This is a genomic window from Roseateles noduli (genome assembly GCF_050626985.1).
In the GTDB taxonomy this organism is placed as follows: domain Bacteria; phylum Pseudomonadota; class Gammaproteobacteria; order Burkholderiales; family Burkholderiaceae_C; genus Roseateles; species Roseateles noduli_A.
In genome coordinates this window covers 6213188-6232333 of record NZ_CP192463.1, presented here as the reverse complement: position 1 = coordinate 6232333, position 19146 = coordinate 6213188, and the positions used below count along the sequence as shown (strand labels likewise).

Sequence of the window (19146 nt, the reverse complement as noted above, 5' to 3'; positions counted from 1 at the left end):
CCCACCCTCATTCGACAGGAAGGATTCCCCTTGAAGCTCATGCTCGATCTCGTGCGGCGCCACAAGCAGTCGGCGCCGGGATCTCCGGCCGGCCCGGCGATCGGCACGGCCGGTCCGGACATCGGCACGGCCGCTCCGGCCATCGGCATTCCCTCGATGTGCTCGGCCCATCCGGTCGTCATCGCCGCGACGCTGCGCGAGTGCGGTGCGCTCGGCCGCCCCGCGCTGATCGAGGCGACCTCCAACCAGGTCAACCAGGACGGCGGCTACACCGGCATGACGCCGGTCGACTTCCGCCGCTTCGTCGAGGCGATCGCGAAGGCCGAGGGCGTCGCCACCGATCTGCTGATCCTCGGCGGCGACCACCTCGGCCCGAACGCCTGGCGCAAGTTGCCGGCCGCGCAGGCGATGGCCAAGGCGGAGGTGATGGTGGCGCAGTACGTCGCGGCCGGCTTCCGCAAGATCCACCTGGATTGCTCGATGTCCTGCGCGGACGATCCGGTGCCGCTGTCCGAGGCCGAGATCGCCGCCCGCGCCGTGCGCCTGTGCCTGGCCGCGGAGGCCGCCTGGCGCGACACGCCCGACCGCGGCGAACCGCCGGTCTACGTCATCGGCACCGAGGTGCCGGTGCCGGGCGGCGCGCACGAGGACCTGGAAGACCTCGCGGTGACCTCGCCCGAAGCGGCCGGCGCGACGCTGGCGCTGCACCGCGATGCCTTCGGCAAGGCCGGACTCGAAGCGGCCTGGGAACGCGTGATCGCGATGGTCGTGCAGCCGGGCGTCGAGTTCGACCACCACAAGGTCATCGACTACCAGCCCGAGAAGGCGCGCGCGCTGAGCGCGTTCATCGCATCGCAGCCGGGCCTGGTCTTCGAGGCGCACTCGACGGACTACCAGACGCCGGAGCGGCTGGCGCAACTCGCGCGCGACCACTTCGCGATCCTGAAGGTCGGCCCGGGCGCGACCTTCGCGCTGCGCGAGACGCTGTGGGCGCTGGCCGCCGTCGAGCGCGAATGGCTCGGCCCGCAGGCCGGCCAGGGCAACCTGATCGACACGGTGCTCGGCGTGATGCGCGCGGAGCCCGGCCATTGGCAGCCGTACTACCAGGATCCCTCGCGCCTGCAGGTCGATCTGGCCTACAGCCTGAGCGATCGCATCCGCTACTACTGGGCGCATCCGAAGGTCCAGACCGCCTGCGCGGCGCTGCTGGACCGGCTGGAGCATTCGCCGCCGCCGCTGACGCTGCTGAGCCAGTTCCTGCCGCGCCAGTACGACGCGATCCGAGACGGCCGCTTGCGCAACCGTCCCGCGGAACTGCTCCGCGACGGCGCCGCGCAGTCGCTGCGGCCCTACCTCGCGGCCTGCGCCGCCTGAAGGCCTGAATGCTTGAACGCCCGACCGTCCGGATGCCAGAACGCGTGACCACCTGAACGCCTGAACGCCTGAACCGCTCCGACACCCGGCCCTTTCCCACAGAACAAGACCCGTCACGATGAGCCTGCTCCACTTCGAACCCGCCGAACTCGACCGCCGCGGCGCCACGCACACCGCGCGCGAGATCGCCCAGCAACCGCAAGTCTGGCGCAGCGTGCATGCGCTGGTGCAGTCGCAACGCGCGGCAATCGACGCCTTCCTGCAGCCGCTGCTGGCGCTGCCGGACCTGCGCATCGTGCTGACGGGCGCGGGCAGCTCCGCCTTCATCGGGCAATGCCTGACCCCCGCGCTGCTGCAGCAACTGGGCGCGAAGCCCGGCCTCCGCGTCGAGGCGATCGCCACCACCGACATCGTCTCCAACCCCGCGCAGTGCCTGCAGCCCGGCGTGCCGACGCTGCTGGTGTCGTTCGCCCGCTCGGGCAACAGCCCCGAGAGCCTGGCGGCGGTGGACCTGGCCGACGCGACCCTCGGCGAGTGCCATCACCTCGCGGTCACCTGCGCGGCCGAAGGCACGCTGGCGCGCCGGCTCGGCGAGCGCGAACGCGCCCACGTGCTGCTGCTGCCCGACGAGACGCATGACCGCGCCTTTGCGATGACCTCGAGCTTCACCGGCATGCTGCTGGCCGCGGCCTGGGCCTTCGGCATGGCGCTGCCGTCGGCCGAGACGCTGGGCGACGCGGCGCGCCAGCTGCTCGCCACCGAGGCCGCCCGCCTGGACGCGCTGAACGCGCAGTCCTTCGAGCGCGTCGTCGTGCTCGGCAGCAACGGCCTGCAGGGCCTGGCGAAGGAAGCGGCGCTGAAGGTGCTGGAGCTGAGCGACGGGCGCCTGGTCGCGCTGGCCGATTCGCCGCTGGGTTTCCGCCACGGCCCGAAAACCATCCTGAACGACCGCACGCTGGTGCTGATCGTGCTGTCCAACGACAGCTACACCCGGCGCTACGACCTGGACCTGCTGCGCGAGCTGCGCCGCCAGGGCCGCGGCCGGATCGTCGCGCTGAGCACCTCGGCGCTGAACGCCGAGGACGCGCTGGCCGCGGACGACGTGCTGCTCGACCTGCCGGTCAACGCGCCCGATCTGGCGCTGACGCCGGTCGCGCTGGTCTTCGCGCAATGCCTGGCGCTGCTGGCCTCGCTCAAGCTCGGCATCACGCCGGACAATCCGAGCGCATCGGGCACCGTGACGCGCGTCGTCAGCGGCGTCATCATCCATCCGCTCGCCGCGGCGGCGCCTTGAGTCGCCCGGCGCCCGCACCCGGCTTGCACAGCGGCGCGCCCCACGGCTTCCACCCGCATCGCCCCGACCTCCGACCAGCCCAGTGATCCGCTCATGACTCCCGGCACCCACGACGCCACCGACCGCCCGATCTTCCTCGGCATCGACGGCGGCGGCACCAAGACCTCCTTCCTGCTGCTGGACGGCGACGGCCGGCTGCTGGCGCGTCACGTCGGCAGCACCAGCTACTACCTCGAGATCGGCTTCGACGCGCTGCGCGCGCTGCTGCGCGACGGCGTCGCCGAGACGCTGAAGCAGGCCGGCCTGGCGGCGTCGCGGGTGACGTCGACCTTCGCCGGTCTGCCCGCCCACGGCGAGGACAGCGCGCTGCTGGCCGACTTCGACGGTCTGCTGGCCGACGTGCTGCCGCGCGCGGTCATCGGCAACGACATGGTCTGCAGCTGGGCCGGCTCGCTCGGCGGCGACGACGGCATCAGCCTCGTCGCGGGCACCGGCTCGATCGCCTACGGCGAATGGCAGGGGCGCGGCGCGCGCTCCGGCGGCTGGGGCGAGGTCTTCGGCGACGAGGGGTCGGCCTACTGGCTCGCGCGGGAAGGCCTCGCGCTCTTCTCGCGCATGGCGGACGGGCGCGCCGCGCCGGGACCGCTGCTCGGGCTCGTGCGGGAACACTTCCAGCTCGCACACGACCTGGACCTCTGCGCGGCGATCAACGGCGACGCGGCGCGCAGCCGGCTCGCGCAGTTCGCGCGGCTCGTGTCCGCGGCGGCGGCCGACGGCGACGCGCAGGCGATCGCGCTGCTCGAGCGCGCCGGCGAGGAGCTCGCCGCGCTCGCGGGCGCCATCGCCCGGCTACTGGCGCTGCCGGCGGACGCGACGGTGCCGGTGTCCTACACCGGCGGCGTCTTCGAGGCCGGCGCCACCGTCACCGATGCGCTGCGGCTGGCGCTCGCGCGCGAGGTCCCGGGCGCCGAGTTGATCGTGCCGCGCTTCGGTCCGGAGATGGGCGCAGCCATGTACGCCGCTCGGCTGGCGGGCGTGCAGCTCCGGCCTGCGACGGCCGCTGGCCCTCACCCCCACCCTCTCCCGCAAGCCGGAGAGGGAGCCTGAGGGTCGGGCCGGGGCTTGCGAACATCGCCGGATCGATATCATCCGAAAGTTCATCGCTTCCGTTTCCCATGACCACCACCACTACTTCCACCATCGCCGAGAAGCCTGACGCCGCGCTGCTGATCGACGAGCGCCGGCGGCTGATCCGCGAGCAGGTGCAGGCGCAGGGCAAGGTCACGGTGGAGGAGCTGGCCGAGCGCTTCGGCATCTCGGTCGTGACGATCCGCAGCGACCTGAACGCGCTGGCGTCGACGGGCGCGCTGCTGCGCACGCACGGCGGCGCGCTGGCGCATCGCGACACCGAAGAGGTGCCGATCAGCGTCAAGCAGAAGCTGCACCACGAGCAGAAGGTGCGCATCGCCGTCGAGGCGGCCAAGCTGATCCGCGATGGCGAGACCATCCTGCTGGACTCCGGCTCGACGACCGAGGAGATCGCCAAGCAGATCCGCGGCCTGCGGCTGCAGTCGCTGAACGTCATCACCAACGCGCTGAACATCGCGGTGCTGCTGGCGACGGTGCCGGGCGTCAACGTGATCATGCCGGGCGGCCTGCTGCGGCAGAACTCTTACTCGCTGTCAGGCCCGCAGGCCGTGACGGCGCTGCAGAGCCTCTACGCGGACCGCCTGTTCCTGGGTGTCGACAGTCTCGATCCTGAGATCGGGCTGATGACGCCGCACCTGCTGGAGGCGCAGCTGAATGCGCAGATGATGAAGATCGCGCGCCAGATCGTTGCGGTCGCGGACGCCTCCAAGCTGATGAAGCGCAACCTCTCCGTGATCGCGCCGGTCGAGCAGATCGACATGCTGATCACCGACAAGGAAGCCGACGAGGGCATCGTCGGGGAACTGCGACGGCGTGGCGTCGAGGTCGTGCTGGCCTGACGTCGAAGGCGAAACGGCGCTTGTGAGGCGTGCCGTTCCGGCATGCGTCAAAGCACGGCAGTCGATGACACGGCGATGTCGATCAATTGGTACGACTCGCCGCTCGACAACAGGAACGTCTCGATCTCAAAGTCGGCCTGGTGACCGTTCCTGATGGTGACCCTTCCGTCGAACGCGCCGTCCACACGATGGATGTCGATCACCACATCGTCACCGTTCCTGTAGCGACTCAGTTGCTCGAGCTGGATGCCTTTGCCGAATGCGAGCGTGTCGATGTTGCCGGCCGTGCTGTCCTCGTCGACGATCGTGTCGTTGCCTCCGCCAAGCCTCACCCGGTACCAGTCATCGCCGCGATAACCGGTCAGGACGTTGTCCTTCTTGCTGCCCTCCAGGCGATCGGCTGCGTCGGTACCACCGATGTTCTCGATGCTGGCCAGTTGGTCCACGCCGCCCGCCCCCCATTTCACGGTCTGCTTCGCCAGCGACACCTCAATGCCGGCCTTGGGCTCCTTGAAGGCGCCGCGGTAGTCCGCCGTGTCGTTGCCGTGGCCGCCGAGGACGTGCTTGTTGTCCAACCGGTCTGCCGCCGGGGACAGATGTTGCACATGAATCGTGTCGTCGCCGCCTCGCGCCTTGGCTGTGTGGACGCCCGCATCCATCGTGAGGTTGTCGTCGTCAGAGGTGCCGAGCACCAGTTTGACTTCATCGTCGTCCCGCACACCACTTGCAGCCGATGCGGGGGGACTGGCGGCAGACGTCTTTTCCTCAGGATGCACAGTCGTTCCGTCACCTTCAGCCGGTGCGGAGATCTGGGCGGCACGGCGCATGAGATCAAACAACCTGGCCCGATCGGGAAGATATTCGGTCTCGTCATAAGAGAGTTCCTTCCGACGAAAGGACCCGTAATCCACCGCCTCGGCAGAGGCGCCGTTGCGGAACTGGATGTCATCGACGCGCCAGGCGGCGGGGTTCTCATACCACCCCTTCAGCAGCAACCGATGGAGTCCTTCCGGAAGGTGAATGCGGAGGTCGTTGCCGTCCCGGTTGAGCCGCACGTCTTCCGAAGAATAGAAAGCGCCCCCGGTCACCTGACGGATCACCAAAGCTGTCGCTCCGGGCGTTGGTGAAAATTCCCAGTCTCCCGCGTTGCTGTCCCACTGATAGGCGCGCTGAGCGATATAGCCGGCTGGCTCTCGGGGGTTCTCCATTGAATGCTCCTTGAAGGTCGATGCAGCCCTCGCAAGAGCACTGCAGTCCGCATGCCGACGCCGCCCGTGGCCCTTCCATCGGGTGGTCATCCCATGCATCCCTCTTGGTCAACGCTCGCATCGGGCGGGTTGGCGTGCCTCCATGGCAAGCCTGCAGGGCGAAGCACCCGCAGATCCTTCGGACGGGGTGGTCACACCCACGAATGGGGAGCGCGTGTTCGAGCCGCTCCTGTTCCTGATCAGCGCTTGAACTGCGCGCAAGGATCCTCACGCGACGGCGCGGGCGCACGCTCGACGCGGTCGTAGCCGTCGACCGGAGCCGGGCTCCCCGTCTCCAGATACGCGATGGCATCGATGTCCGAGGCTGGCACCCCGGCCGCCTGCAGGTAAACCGGCACGGCGACATCGCGGCGCACGTGCCCGTTCCCCGCGATCAGCACGACGCGCTTCGCGCCCGACTTCCTCGCATCGAGCATTGCCTGCGCCATCGCCGCGTCACGCGCGCGTTGCGCCTGGACCATGCCGGGCAGCATGGCCTCCGGCATCGCGCCGCAGTGGCCGTCCTGGATGTCCTTGCGCAGCGCGTCCTGCTGCGTGCCGTTCCAGACGGTGCGATCGCGCAGCGCGATGAGATCCGCGGGCCAGGCGGTGTCGCCTTCGCGGACGATCTTGCGGACCTGGTCGCGATCGATGTTGCCGCCGCGGACTTCCGCGCCGGATTGCAGCGCGACGTCGAACAGCGGTTGGTGGAGCGGCCAGCGCCAGCCCTTGCGATCGAGCTTCGCCGCATCGATGACGGCGTTCACATCGCCCGGAGACGTCTTGCGCGCCCGTGCGACGGCCGCGTCCTCGCCGCGCGAGAACTGCTCGAAGACGACCACCGTCTTCGGCTCCTGCGCGATCAGCCGACGCAGTTGCTCGGCGCGGGCGCGGTGGTGTTCGGGGTTGTCGTGCAGCTCGCCGAGCAGCACGAATTCGGGCTCGACCTGGGAGGATGCCGGCGTCGTCCGCGGCGCCTCGGTGGTGGAGGACGCGCACGCCGCGAGCAGGAGAGGAAGAAGCACCGACGCGGCGCCGCGAGAGGCAATGTTCATGGAAGCAGTCCTGGGGGCTGGGAGTGTGAACAGGCCTGGCGACGTCGCCGCGGTGCGCGGAAGGCGCGCTCGCGGCGATGGCTGGGTCGGGCCGGCATTGTCGGGCATCCGACCCGCGGACACGACGGCCGGCATCACACGAAGCCGGCCGCCGTCCCGCTCCCGGAACGGCGCGGGCTCAGAGCACCGCGTTCGCCTGCTCGACCCCATGCGGCTGATTCATCAGCACGCCTGGGTTGATGCCAACAGCGATCCGCAACACGCTCTCGGCCAGTGCGTCCGCCGCCATGCGGTCGACGTCGCTCGTGGCCAGGAACCCTGCCGAGATGGCCTGGATCAGCTGCTGCTCCTGCGCGTCGGGCAAGGCCGCCTTCACGGCCGAGCCATTGAATTCAGCCCATTCCCCGGCAAACGGGAGGAACCAGGTCGACTGACTCAGGATCGAACCCGCGTATTCCAGCGCGAGCATCGACGATTCGACATCGACGATCGTCGTGGTCTGGGGCGTGGACGGCAATGAAGTCGTCATGAGAAGTTCTCCTTCGGAAGAATGGCACGTCAGGCGTGCCGGTACGGAACGCACCGGCCGTGCGCCGCCTTGCGGCGCACGGCGAAGATGCCGCGCCGTAGTCCTCTTCCGCTGGGGATCGGATCGCCGGATCGCCGGATCGCTGGATCAGCGGATCAGCGGATCAGCAGATCAGCGGATCGTCGTCATCGAGCGCATCGCCTTGACCGCGCCCTCGCCCATCGATGCGCCGAAGCGCTTGGCGATGCGTTCGGCGACGTTGTCGCGCGGCGTGTAGTCGACGACGTCCTCGGCCTTCACCACCTCGCGGGCGACGTAGTCGAGGTTGCCCGTCCCGTCGGCCAGGCCGAGTTTGATCGCCTGTTCGCCGTTCCAGAACAGGCCGGAGAACATCTCCGGCGTCTCCTTGAGCCGCGTGCCGCGCCCCTCGCGCACGACCGCGATGAACTGCTGGTGGATCTGGTCCAGCATCGCCTGCGCGTAGGCCTGCTGCTTCGGGGTCACCGGCGAGAACGGATCCAGCATCCCCTTGTTCTCGCCCGCCGTCATCAGGCGGCGCTCGACGCCGACCTTCTTCATCACCTCGGTGAAGCCGAAGCCGTCCATCAGCACGCCGATCGAGCCCACCACCGACGCCTTGTCGACGTAGATCTCGTCCGCGCCCGCGGCGATGTAGTACGCGCCGGAGGCGCAGATCTCCTCGACGACCGCGTAGACCTTCTTCTTGTGCAGCGCCTTCAGGCGCTTGAGCTCGTCGTTGACGATGCCCGCCTGCACCGGGCTGCCGCCCGGCGAGTTGATGCGCAGCACCACCGCCTGCGACCCCTGGTCCTCGAACGCGGCCTTCAGCGCGGCGTTGATGAGCTCGGCACTGGCCTCGGTGTCGGGCGCGATCTCGCCGCGCACCTCGACGAGCGCCGTGTGCGGCCCGGTCGTCGCGCCACCATGGTGCTTGGTCGCGAACATCGACCAGATGAACAGCAGCAGCACCGACACCCAGATCAGCCGGAAGAAGGTCTTCCAACGCCGGTCGCTGCGGCGGTCGCGCAGGTAGTCATGGGCGAACTGCTCGATCACGTGCTCGTAGCGGCCCGACGCGGGCGACGCGGCCGGTGCGGCCTGCGCTGCCGCGGCGGGCGCCGCGGCCTTCAGGATGTCCTCCGGGCGCGCCGTCGCGTCGGGGATCGGGCGCGGCAGGTCGCTGCCGGCGCTGGGGTCGTCGTTGGGGTTCATTCAATCCTCGAAAACGGGTCGCGTGTCGCGGGAGGGATACCAGAAGACCTGGCCGTCGCGCTCGCGCACGTCGAGCTTGGTCAGGCCGAAACGGCCGCACATGCCGGTCACGCAGCGTCCGTCCCGCGGGTGGTACACGGCACCGTGGATGCTGCAGATGATGTATTCCTTCTTGCTGTCCAGGAACTCGCCCTCCTGCCAGTCCATCTCGGTCGGCACATGCGCGCAGCGGTTCAGGTAGCCGACGACCTCGCCGTCGAAGCGCAGGACAAAGGCCGAGGCGGGCTGGCGGAACTGCAGCACGTCGAAGGTGTGCGCGCGACCGCGTTCCTCCAGCTCGGAGGAGGCGCACAGCGGCACCGGGGGCAGGTCTTGCTCGGGGGTCATTCGGGAGGGGTCCGGGAAGCGGGACAGATCGGAGGGAAATCAGGAAGCAGTCAGGCGTGGGTCGGACGTTGGTCAGGCGTTGGTCAAGCGTTGGTCAGGCGTTGGTCAAGCGTTCGTCAGCAGCCAGTCCCGCAGCGTCGGCACGTCGTGCGCGATCAGCAACGGCTCGAAGCCGCGCAGCGACTCGTGCTCATGCGCGCCGTAGGTGACCGCCACCGCCGGGCAGCCGGCGTTGCGCGCCAGCTGCAGGTCGTGCGTCGTGTCGCCGATCATCAGCGTGCGCTCAGGGTCGGCGCCGAACTCCCGCATCAGCTCCAGCAGCATCTGCGGATTCGGCTTGCCGGCGGTTTCGTCCGCGGTGCGGGTGCCGTCGAACAGCGTCTTCATGTCCACGGCGGCCAGCGCCTCGTCCAGGCCGCGGCGGCTCTTGCCCGTCGCGACGGCCAGCCAGTGGTGTCGCGCCTTCAGGTCGCGCAGCAGTTCCGGCACGCCGTCGAACAGCGTCACCTCGTGCGCCGACGCGAAGTAGTGGTGCCGGTAGCGCTGGCCGAGCTCCGGATACCGCGACGGGTCCAGGCCCGGCAATGCGTACTGCAGCGCCTCGATCAGGCCCATGCCGATGACGTAGGCGGCGCGCTCGCGCGACGGCGGCTCCAGGCCGAGGTCCGCCGACGCGGCCTGCATGCAGCGCACGATCAGCGCGGTGGAGTCGAACAGGGTGCCGTCCCAGTCGAAGACGATCAGATCGAAGCGTTGAGGCATGGCAGTCCGCAAGAGGTCGTCAGGGCGCCGGGCGGCGCAGCGCGGCCAGCAGTTTCTCGCACTCCGGCGGCAAGGGCGCCTCCAGGGTCAAGGTCTCGCCGGTCGCCGGGTGCACCACGCGCAGTTGGCGCGCATGCAGGAACATCCGGTCGAAGCGCAATGCGCCGCGGGCCAGCGCGCGGTTGGCCTCGAAGTCGCCGTACTTGGGATCGCCGACGATCGGGTGGCCCTCATGGGCCAGGTGGACCCGGATCTGGTGCGTGCGACCGGTCTTGATCGTGACGTCGAGCAGGCTGTAGCCGCCGCTGCCGGCGGCCTTGCCACTGCCGCCGCCGCTGTCGCCCGGATACGCTTCGACCACCTTCACCAGGCTGATCGACCGCTTGGCCTGGTCCGCCTGCGGATCCTTGGGATCGGGCACCGCCCTCACCCAGCGCTCGCCGTCGCTGCCGACGAACTTCAGCAGCGGGACGTCCACGACCTTCTTTCCCTTCGCCCACGCACCGGCGACCAGCGCCGCGTAGGTCTTGCCGGTCTCGCGGTCGCGCAACTGGTCCTGCAGGTGCGTCAGCGCGCTGCGCTTCTTGGCGATCATCAGCAGGCCCGAGGTTTCCTTGTCCAGCCGGTGCACCAGCTCCAGGAACTTGGCCTGCGGGCGTGCGCGCCGCAGCTGCTCGATCACGCCGAAGCTCACGCCCGAGCCGCCGTGCACCGCTACGCCGGCAGGCTTGTCGACGACGATCAGGTGCTCGTCCTCGAAGACGATCGGGAACTCGCGGGCGGGAACGGCGGCGGCCTGCTCGGCGGGCTTCTCCGCCAGGCGCACCGGCGGCACGCGCACCACGTCACCGACGGCCAGCCGCGAGTCGGCGCTGCAGCGGCCCTTGTTGATGCGCACCTCGCCGGACCGGATGATCCGGTAGACCAGCGTCTTGGGCGCGCCCTTGAGTTCGCGGATCAGGAAGTTGTCCAGCCGTTGTCCGGCGGAGCCCTCGTCGACGGTCAGTTGACGAACCTGCGCCGAGGCGACGGGCGTCACCGTCGCCGCGGGCGGCGGCACGGCCGGCGCCGCCGACACGGTCGACACCGCCGAAGCGGTTTTGGGGGGCGCGGCCCCCCTCGCGGCACTGCGGGCAGTCCCTGGGGCGGCCTTGCGGGCTTTAGCCCCTATAATGCTGCTTGCCACGTTTCCGTTGTAAGTATTTGATTTTTCTCATTTTACTCGGACGTGCGCGTTCGAGGTCGACGAGAACGTGGCGGTGAGCAGTCATTGTGAGTAGGCTGCTCATCACTTTTGGTGATGCAACGTCAGGTCATCGAGGTCGGGCCCGCTTCCCAAAGCGAGCGGGCAGGCACCGAGGCCGGACGGCAGAGCAACGTCGTCAGAACCATGCCCATGTGGCCGGTCGCATTCCAGGATGTCGACAGGCGGCGCGGGCAGCACAACAAGGTTTCACGACGTCAGAAGACGGGCGCAAGCCCCGGCGCTGACGTCAGCACCCAGGCTCCGTTTCCGGATGTTTTCTTCGGTCCATTCCACCCCCCGCCGCCTGCGAGCGCGTGTTGGCTTCGTCCACACGCCAGGCTCCGGCCGTGGTCGGGTCGCGCCTCAGTCGGCGCGCTTGAGGACCCAAACAGCCGATCCGGGGCCCGCGGCGCACGCGCCAACGCTGCATCGCTGAACGGTCGAACGAGCCGTTCAATTTGCAGTCCAGGGCGATCCTTTCATTGGTTCTTTCGCGTTTCTCGTGCATCGGTCGAATCGCCCGCCGGTGAATCTCCGGCGGCGGTTCTGAGGTACGCGCGTCAGCGGCAACGCCCTGGCGTGGAGGAGAACTGATGAAACGCATGCTGATCAACGCGACGCAGCAGGAAGAGCGTCGCCTGGCCATCGTCGATGGCCAGAAGCTGTTGGACTTCGAGACCGAGATCGAAGGCCGCGAACAGCGCAAGGGCAACATCTACAAGGCGGTCGTGACGCGCGTCGAGCCGTCGCTGGAGGCCTGCTTCGTCGATTACGGCGAGGACCGCCACGGCTTCCTGCCGTTCAAGGAAATCTCGCGCACCTACTTCCGCGAAGGCGCCGACGTGCGCTCCGCCAAGATCCAGGACGTGATCAAGGAAGGCCAGGAACTGCTGGTCCAGGTCGAGAAGGAAGAGCGCGGCAACAAGGGCGCGGCGCTGACGACCTTCGTGTCGCTGGCCGGCCGCTACCTGGTGCTGATGCCCAACAACCCGCGCGGCGGCGGCGTCTCGCGCCGCATCGAGGGCGAGGACCGCGAGGAACTCAAGGACGCGCTCGACCAGCTCGAGTACCCGAAGGGCATGTCGCTGATCGCCCGCACCGCCGGCATCGGCCGTTCCGCCGCCGAGCTGCAGTGGGACCTGAACTACATGCTCAAGCTCTGGACCGCCATCGACGAAGCGTCGGGCGGCAAGGGCGCCTTCCTGATCTATCAGGAGTCGTCGCTGGTGATCCGCGCGATCCGCGACTACTTCACCGCCGACATCGGCGAGATCCTGATCGACACGGACGACATCTTCGAACAGGCCCACCAGTTCATGTCGCACGTGATGCCGGAGACGGCACACAAGGTCAAGCGCTACCGTGACGACGCGCCGCTGTTCAGCCGCTTCCAGATCGAGCACCAGATCGAGACGGCCTTCAGCCGCACGGTGAACCTGCCCTCGGGCGGCGCCATCGTGATCGACCACACCGAGGCGCTGGTCTCGGTGGACGTGAACTCCGCGCGCGCCACCCGCGGCGGCGACATCGAGGAAACCGCCACCCGCACCAACCTGGAAGCCGCCGACGAGATCGCGCGCCAGATGCGTCTGCGGGACCTGGGCGGCCTGATCGTCGTGGACTTCATCGACATGGAGGAGTCCAAGAACCGCCGCGAGGTCGAACAGCGCCTGCGCGACGCGCTGCGCCAGGACCGGGCCCGCGTGCAATTCAGCTCGATCAGCAAGTTCGGCCTGCTGGAACTGAGCCGCCAGCGCCTGCGCCCGGCGCTGAGCGAAGGCAGCCACATCACCTGCCCGCGCTGCAACGGCACCGGCCACATCCGCGACACGGAATCTTCCGCGCTGCAGATCCTGCGCATGGTCCAGGAAGAGTCCATGAAGGACAACACCGCCGCCGTGCACGTGCAGGTGCCGGTGGAAGTGACCTCGTTCCTGCTCAACGAGAAGCGCACCGAGATCACCAAGATCGAGCTGAAGCAGCGCGTGACCGTGCTGCTGGTGCCCAACCGTCACCTCGACACGCCGAACTACAAGCTCGAGCGCCTGCGCCACGACGATCCCCGCCTGGAGAACCTGCAGGCGAGCTACACGATGATCGAGGAGCAGCAGGAAGAGGAAAGCATCACCCGCCGCGGCGCCGAGAAGAAGAACAAGCAGGAGCCGCTGATCAAGGGCATCCTGCCGGAGCAGCCGGCCCCGATGCCGGTCGCGCCCGCGCCCAAGGCCGTCGAGCCGGTGGCTGCCGCCCCGGTGGCGGCGCCTGCCGCCGCAGCCGCGCCCGTGGTCGCCGGTGGTGGCTTCTTCGGCTGGATCAAGAGCCTGTTCGGTGGCGAGCCTGCGCCCGCACCGGCGCCGGCCCCCGCGGCCAAGTCGGCCGAACCCGCCAAGAAGGAACGTGGCGAGCGCGGTGAGCGTGGCGAACGTGGTGGTGATCGCGACCGCAACGGCGGCCGTGGCGGTGATCGCAACCGCCGTGGCGAACGCGGCGAGCGTGGTGAACGCGCTGGCGGTGAACGCGGCGAGCGCGGTGAACAGAAGGCCCGCGACGGCAAGCCGCGCGGCGAAGGCAAGCCGCAGCAGGAAGGTCGCGCCGAGCGTCCGGAACGCGGCGATCGCGCCGAGCGTGGTGATCGCGGCGAGCGTGGTGAACGTGGCGGCGACCGTGGCGAGCGCGGCGGTGACCGTCCGCGCCGCAACGAGCGCGCCGACAAGCCGGAACAGGCCGTCGAAGGCGCGCCGCGTCAGGAACGCACCGAACGCGGTGATCGTCCTGAGCGTGGCGACCGTCCGGAACGCGCCGAGCGCGGTGACCGGGGCGAGCGCGGCGAAGGCCGCCGCCGCCGCGAGGAACGCCCCGCCGACGTGAACCAGGAGCAACTCGCCACGCTGGCCGGCACCGAAGCGGCCAACGTCGAGTCGCCGATCGCCTTCGCCGACACGCAACCGCTGGAGACGCCGCTGGGCGAAGCCGGCGACGAGCGTCAAGGCCGTCGTCGTCGTCGTCGCGGCAACCGTGATCGCGGTGATGGCGTCGAGGGCGCGGAGCAGGTCGAAGGCGCGCTGGTCGAAGGCCAGGCCCCGACCGGCGAGACCTCGTTCGCTGATGGCGCCGAGTCCGCCGCCGCCCCGGTGGTCGAGGGCGACGCCCCGGCCGGCGAGGAAGGCGCGGAAGGCGGCGCGGAAGGCCAGGGCCGCCGTCGTGGCCGTGGTCGCGACCGTTATCGCCGTGACCGCCGCGAAGGCGAAGGTGAAGGCGCGCCGGTCGATGGCGTGAACGCCGCGGGCGACGTCGCTCCGACGCCGGCAGTCGCCGCGCTGGACGGCATCGTGCTGGATGCCGGCGCCGCGCCGCGTCAGCTGGAACTGGGCGACGAGCCGAAGCAGGCACCGGTGCAAGCGCCGGTGGCCGCTGTCGCGCCGACGCCGGCGCCGGTCCAGGCCCCTGCCCCGACGCCGGTCGCTGCGCCTGCCATCGCGGCAGCCGCGCCGGCCCCGGCCTCGGTGCCTCGTTTCGAGCTGCCGATGACCGAGCTCAGCGCTGTCGCCGAAGGCGCCGGCCTGGTCTGGGTCAACAGCGACGCCGACAAGATCGCCGCCGCGAAGGCTGCGATGGCTGCCGAGCCGGCCGCCGCGCCGCTGGGCCGCGAGCCCGCGCCGGTGGTGGTGGTCGACGAAGGCCCGCTGGTGCTGGTCGAGACCCGCAAGGATCTGAACCAGATCAAGCTGCCTTTCGAAGCGTAAAGCAACGACGATCGCGCCTGATGAAGGCCGGTTGATCGACTGAAGATCGCGGCGGGCACCCACCGGTGTTCGCCGCCAAGCCGCCGAGGCCCTGCCCGGCGGCTTTCCTTTTGGGGCGTCACGAGCGCCTCGCGACATGACGGAGACAGACTCTTGAACACCTCCTCCACCATCGCCGCCCCTGGGGGCGACACGGCAGGCGCGGCAGACTCGGCGGCGAAGGCCAAGCCGAAGATGCCGCCGCAGATCCCGTACATCATCGCCAACGAGGGCTGCGAGCGCTTCAGCTTCTACGGGATGCGCAACATCCTGACGGTGTTCCTGATGACCAGCCTGCTGCTGGCGATCCCGGAGCCGCTGCGCAAGGGTGAGGCCAAGGAGGTGTTCCACACCTTCGTCATCGGCGTCTATTTCTTCCCGCTGCTGGGCGGCTGGCTGTCGGACCGCTTCTTCGGCAAGTACAACACCATCTTCTGGCTGAGCCTGGTGTACTGCGCCGGCCATGCCTGTCTGGCGATCTTCGAGAACAACCTGCGCGGCTTCTACTTCGGCCTGTTCCTGATCGCGCTGGGCTCGGGCGGCATCAAGCCGCTGGTGAGCTCGTTCATCGGCGACCAGTTCGACAAGAGCAACCGCACGCTGGCGCAGAAGGTCTTCGACGCCTTCTACTGGATCATCAACTTCGGCTCGTTCTTCGCGTCGCTGCTGATGCCGATCTTCCTGGACAAGTTCGGCGCGAGCGTCGCGTTCGGCATTCCGGGCGCGCTGATGTTCCTCGCGACGGTGATCTTCTGGAGCGGCCGCCGCAAGTACACGCACGTGCCGGCCGGCGAGTCGCACCGCGACCCGCACGGCTTCCTGAAGGTCGTGCGCACGGCGCTGCTGTCGCAGGCGCCCGGCCAGGGCCGCGGCGGGCTGTTCGTCGCGGGGCTGGGCGTGGTGCTGGCCATCGGCGCGCTGGTGCTGACGCCCAACCTCGGCTTCGTGATCGCGTTCTGCTCGGCGCTGGTGCTGGTGATGGGCTTCGGCGGCGTCGGCGCGTGGATGCAGCTGGAGCGCGCCCGCGCGGTGCACCCGGCCGAGGCCGTCGAGGGCGTGCGCACCGTGCTGCGCCTGCTGGTGCTGTTCGCGCTGGTCACGCCGTTCTGGTCCCTGTTCGACCAGAAGGCCTCGACCTGGGTGCTGCAGGCCGACCAGATGGCCAAGCCCGAATGGTTCAAGTCCTCGATGATGCAGGCGCTGAATCCGGCGCTGGTCATGATCCTGATCCCGTTCAACAACCTGGTGCTGTATCCGCTGCTGTCGAAGCTGGGCCTGAAGGTCACCGCGCTGCGCCGCATGGGCGCGGGCATCGCGTTCGCGGGCCTCGCCTGGATCGTGGTCGGCGGCCTGCAGCTGTGGATCGACGGCGGCCACGCGGTCGACATCACCTGGCAGGTGCTGCCCTACGCGCTGCTCACGCTGGGCGAGGTGCTGGTGTCGGCGACCGGTCTGGAGTTCGCCTACAGTCAGGCGCCGCTGGCGATGAAGGGCGTGATCACGAGCTTCTGGAACCTGTCGGTGACGATCGGCAACCTGTGGGTGCTGCTGGCCAACTCCAGCGTCAAGGGCGCGGCGGTGACGGCCTACATCCAGTCGACGGGCACCAGCGTCACGGCCTTCCAGATGTTCTTCTTCGCCGGCTTCGCGCTGCTCGCGGCGCTGCTCTTCGCGCTGTATGCGCGCGGGTACCGGATGCAGGACAACTACCGGGGCTGACGGTCCACCGCCCCGGCAGATTCACGACGATTCAAGCAGACTCAAGCAGATCCAGGGAGACACGCACATGGCTCGAATCCTTTCCCTCGTCGCCGCGCTGGCGGTGCAGGCCGCGGTGGCGGTGCCCGCCGCGATGGCGCAGGACAGCGTCAAGCTCAACATGGTGCCGCTGCCGTCGTCGCGGCAGCAGGTCGACATCGCCATGGACATGAAGATGAACATGTCGATGCAGTTGCCGCCGAACGCGACCGAGCAGCAGCGCGCGCAGATGGCGCAGATGAAGGCCTCGATGCCCATCACGATGAAGATGGGCATGCGCCAGGACCTGTCGACGACGGCGAAGGGCCCTGACGGCGCCTACACGCTCAACGCCGAGGTCACCACGCTCCAGAGCGAGATGCGCGACGGCACCGGTCAGGCGCGGCCGATGCCGCCGCAGGGCCCGATGCGTTTCAGCGCGCAGCTGAAGGACGACCAGTTCGAGAAGATCGATCTGCAGCTGTCCAACGCCGGGCAGGCGCAGGCGCTGAGCAAGGAGATGCAGGAGAAGATCTTCAACCAGAGCTTCGACTGGATGCGCAAGTTCAACGGCAAGTCGCTGAAGGTCGGCGAGACCCTCGAGATGCCGATCGACATGAACCTGCCGATGGCGTCGACGAAGGCGGGCAAGCTGCTGGGCCGGTACACGCTGACGTCGGTGAACAAGGGCATCGCGTCGTTCGACGTGGACGTGCGGATGGACATGAGCTTCGCCGCGCCGACACCGACGGCCTCGGGCGCGTCGGCGCCGGCGGGTCCGGTGGAGGGCGCGATGACCGGCTCGGGCCGCGGCAAGATGGACCTGCGGCTCGCCGATCGCCTGATGGTGCGCAGCACGATGGCGATGACGATGGGCGTGGACATGGCCGGCCCGCAGGGCAACAAGATGCGCATGGACATGGAGATGGCCATGACCGGCACCGGCAAGGCGCTGCCGCCGGGAGCGAAGAAGCCGGCCGCGCCGGCGAAGCCCGCGACGAAGGGCTGATCGCTCGCTCGTCGTTGATCGGAAGATTCAACGGCACCATGAAGAAGACCGCCCGAGGGCGGTCTTCTTCTTTCTTCGGCAGGTCATGGAAGCAACCGGTACAGGTTGAGCACGATCCCCAGAATTTCAAAACCTCCGCCGATGGTCACGATGGTCCAGCACAAATGGGCGCCGAATCGCCGCTCCATCACCGACAGGATTTCCGTCTTGGCCTTGTCCACATCCTTCTTGGATGCCAGTTCGTCCTTCACGTCCTGAAACCTCGCCTTGATCTCGTCGCCCACGGCATCAGTGGCGGCGTGCGCGTCGCTCTCGGACACGCCGGCACGGCGCAGTGCGATGAACATTTTGATTTGCATAAGCCCTCTCATCTCAAGTTGCACAGCCAGAGCCATCAATCTACGCCTCGCGGCAAGCCCTGGCACTAGCTGGTTCTGAGGCTCTTGGTCGATATGTGCGACGGATGAGTCGTCGTGATCCTCAACTTGTGGAGGTGGAAGCACTCACGTCCTGGCGCGGCGGCGGACTTCTCGCATGCCGCGCATGGTTGGAATGACCTCGCGCATCACCTGCAGGAACGCGCGCAGCCGGGCGGGCTGGAGTCGGCGCGAGGGATAGACCAGCGAGATCGGCAGCGGCGTCGCGCACCACTCGGGCAGCACGCGCACGAGACGCCCTTCGGCCATGTCGTCGAAGACGGCCCACTGCGACACCAGCGCGAGGCCCAATCCGCGACGTGCCGATTCGATCAGCGCGAAGAGGCTGTCCGTCCCCAGGCGCGGACGGAACGCGATGTGCATCCGCGCCTCGCCGTCCGCGGCGCGCAGATCCACGCCGTCGCGATAGAACGCCAGCAGCGCCAGCCACGGCTGCGCGCCGAGCAGTTCGGCGATCTCCTCCGGCGGCCGCTTGCCCAGGCCCTTGGGCAGCTTCTTCGCGAGCTGCGGCGTGGCGACCAGCACGCGGGGGATCTCGGCCAGTTGCGTGGCGACCAGGTTGGGCTGGCTGATCTCGCCGACCAGCAGCGAGCAGTCGACGTTCTCGCGGCTGAAGTCCGGCAACTGGTCCTGCAGCATCCACTCCACCGACACCCTCGGGTGCTTGGTGAGGAAAGCCGCGAGCGGCTCGATCAGCTGACTCTGCCCGAAGGCATGCGGCACGCGCAGCCGAAGGGTCCCGGAGAGCTCCTCGCCGCCTTCGAGTTCTTCCGCCAGGGACTGCCAGCCGTCGATCAGGTCCTGCGCCTGCGCGGCGCAGCGTTCGCCCTCCTCGGTCAACCGGAGTCCGCGCGTGGAGCGCTCGACGAGCCGGGCGCCCAGCAGCGACTCCAGCATCTGCACGCGGCGGCTGACGGTCGGTTGCGTGGTCGCGAGCTGCAGCGCGGCGGCGGAGAAGCTGCCCGCCTCCGCCACGCGGAGGAAGGTCTGCAGCAGTGCGAGGCGGTCCTGGCCGCTGTCCCGGTTGGCGTCGTTCATGGCTCGCTTTATACGCCGTGCGTATGGG

General features: G+C 68.9%; 16 protein-coding genes. 7 read left to right on the top strand and 9 right to left on the bottom strand.

Annotated elements, in window-relative coordinates; genetic code table 11:
* The first annotated feature begins 30 nt into the window (after positions 1-30).
* The 4 genes from ACQ4L4_RS27200 to ACQ4L4_RS27185 all read left to right on the top strand — a co-directional run bounded on the left by ACQ4L4_RS27200 (position 31) and on the right by ACQ4L4_RS27185 (position 4656).
* Positions 31-1374: a D-tagatose-bisphosphate aldolase, class II, non-catalytic subunit gene (locus tag ACQ4L4_RS27200; RefSeq protein ID WP_431101904.1), complete on the top strand. Its 1344-nt coding sequence runs from the start codon at positions 31-33 to the stop codon at positions 1372-1374.
* A 118-nt stretch (positions 1375-1492) separates the two neighbouring features.
* Positions 1493-2668 (top strand): SIS domain-containing protein, encoded by a 1176-nt coding sequence (locus ACQ4L4_RS27195; RefSeq protein ID WP_431101903.1) that lies wholly within the window; start codon positions 1493-1495, stop codon positions 2666-2668.
* A gap of 93 nt (positions 2669-2761) precedes the next feature.
* The gene (locus ACQ4L4_RS27190; protein ID WP_431101902.1) at positions 2762-3775 is read left to right on the top strand and encodes a BadF/BadG/BcrA/BcrD ATPase family protein; all 1014 of its coding nucleotides are present in this window, start codon (positions 2762-2764) and stop codon (positions 3773-3775) included.
* Positions 3776-3843: 68 nt separating this feature from the next.
* Entirely contained in the window at positions 3844-4656 is an 813-nt protein-coding gene (locus ACQ4L4_RS27185; protein WP_431101901.1) for a DeoR/GlpR family DNA-binding transcription regulator, read from the top strand.
* Between the two features lie 47 nt (positions 4657-4703).
* On the opposite strand, the gene ACQ4L4_RS27180 is transcribed toward ACQ4L4_RS27185, so the two are convergent.
* The 7 genes from ACQ4L4_RS27180 to ACQ4L4_RS27150 form a co-directional block, all read right to left on the bottom strand.
* Entirely contained in the window at positions 4704-5864 is a 1161-nt protein-coding gene (locus tag ACQ4L4_RS27180; protein WP_431101900.1) for a hypothetical protein, read from the bottom strand.
* A gap of 239 nt (positions 5865-6103) precedes the next feature.
* Entirely contained in the window at positions 6104-6958 is an 855-nt protein-coding gene (locus ACQ4L4_RS27175) for a ChaN family lipoprotein (protein WP_431101899.1), read from the bottom strand.
* Between the two features lie 178 nt (positions 6959-7136).
* A complete protein-coding gene (locus ACQ4L4_RS27170) occupies positions 7137-7487 on the bottom strand; it encodes a hypothetical protein (RefSeq protein ID WP_431101898.1) in 351 nt (116 codons plus the stop codon).
* A 171-nt stretch (positions 7488-7658) separates the two neighbouring features.
* The gene (locus tag ACQ4L4_RS27165; RefSeq protein WP_431101897.1) at positions 7659-8720 is read right to left on the bottom strand and encodes a S49 family peptidase; all 1062 of its coding nucleotides are present in this window, start codon (positions 8718-8720) and stop codon (positions 7659-7661) included.
* Complete coding sequence (locus ACQ4L4_RS27160; RefSeq protein ID WP_377157334.1) at positions 8721-9107, bottom strand: Rieske (2Fe-2S) protein; 387 nt, start codon at positions 9105-9107, stop codon at positions 8721-8723.
* A 105-nt stretch (positions 9108-9212) separates the two neighbouring features.
* Positions 9213-9869, bottom strand: coding sequence for an HAD family hydrolase (locus ACQ4L4_RS27155; RefSeq protein WP_431101896.1), 657 nt, complete (start codon positions 9867-9869; stop codon positions 9213-9215).
* 19 nt (positions 9870-9888) lie between these two features.
* On the bottom strand, positions 9889-10929 hold the full coding sequence (locus tag ACQ4L4_RS27150) for an RluA family pseudouridine synthase (RefSeq protein ID WP_431105024.1): 1041 nt from the start codon (positions 10927-10929) through the stop codon (positions 9889-9891).
* A gap of 779 nt (positions 10930-11708) precedes the next feature.
* Between ACQ4L4_RS27150 and ACQ4L4_RS27145 the strand changes: the two genes are divergently transcribed.
* The 3 genes from ACQ4L4_RS27145 to ACQ4L4_RS27135 all read left to right on the top strand — a co-directional run bounded on the left by ACQ4L4_RS27145 (position 11709) and on the right by ACQ4L4_RS27135 (position 17643).
* Complete coding sequence (locus ACQ4L4_RS27145; protein ID WP_431101895.1) at positions 11709-14858, top strand: Rne/Rng family ribonuclease; 3150 nt, start codon at positions 11709-11711, stop codon at positions 14856-14858.
* Positions 14859-15092: 234 nt separating this feature from the next.
* Positions 15093-16616 carry an oligopeptide:H+ symporter gene (locus ACQ4L4_RS27140; protein WP_431105023.1) on the top strand — a complete coding sequence of 508 codons (1524 nt, stop codon included), beginning with the start codon at positions 15093-15095 and terminating at the stop codon, positions 16614-16616.
* 67 nt (positions 16617-16683) lie between these two features.
* Complete coding sequence (locus tag ACQ4L4_RS27135; RefSeq protein WP_431101894.1) at positions 16684-17643, top strand: hypothetical protein; 960 nt, start codon at positions 16684-16686, stop codon at positions 17641-17643.
* 83 nt (positions 17644-17726) lie between these two features.
* Here the strand turns inward: ACQ4L4_RS27135 and ACQ4L4_RS27130 are convergent, their stop codons facing one another.
* Together ACQ4L4_RS27130 and ACQ4L4_RS27125 are read right to left on the bottom strand one after the other, a co-directional pair.
* A complete protein-coding gene (locus ACQ4L4_RS27130) occupies positions 17727-17990 on the bottom strand; it encodes a hypothetical protein (RefSeq protein ID WP_431101893.1) in 264 nt (87 codons plus the stop codon).
* A 156-nt stretch (positions 17991-18146) separates the two neighbouring features.
* Positions 18147-19118, bottom strand: a complete 972-nt coding sequence (locus ACQ4L4_RS27125) for a LysR family transcriptional regulator (RefSeq protein ID WP_431101892.1) — start codon at positions 19116-19118, stop codon at positions 18147-18149.
* Between the last annotated feature and the right edge of the window lie 28 nt (positions 19119-19146).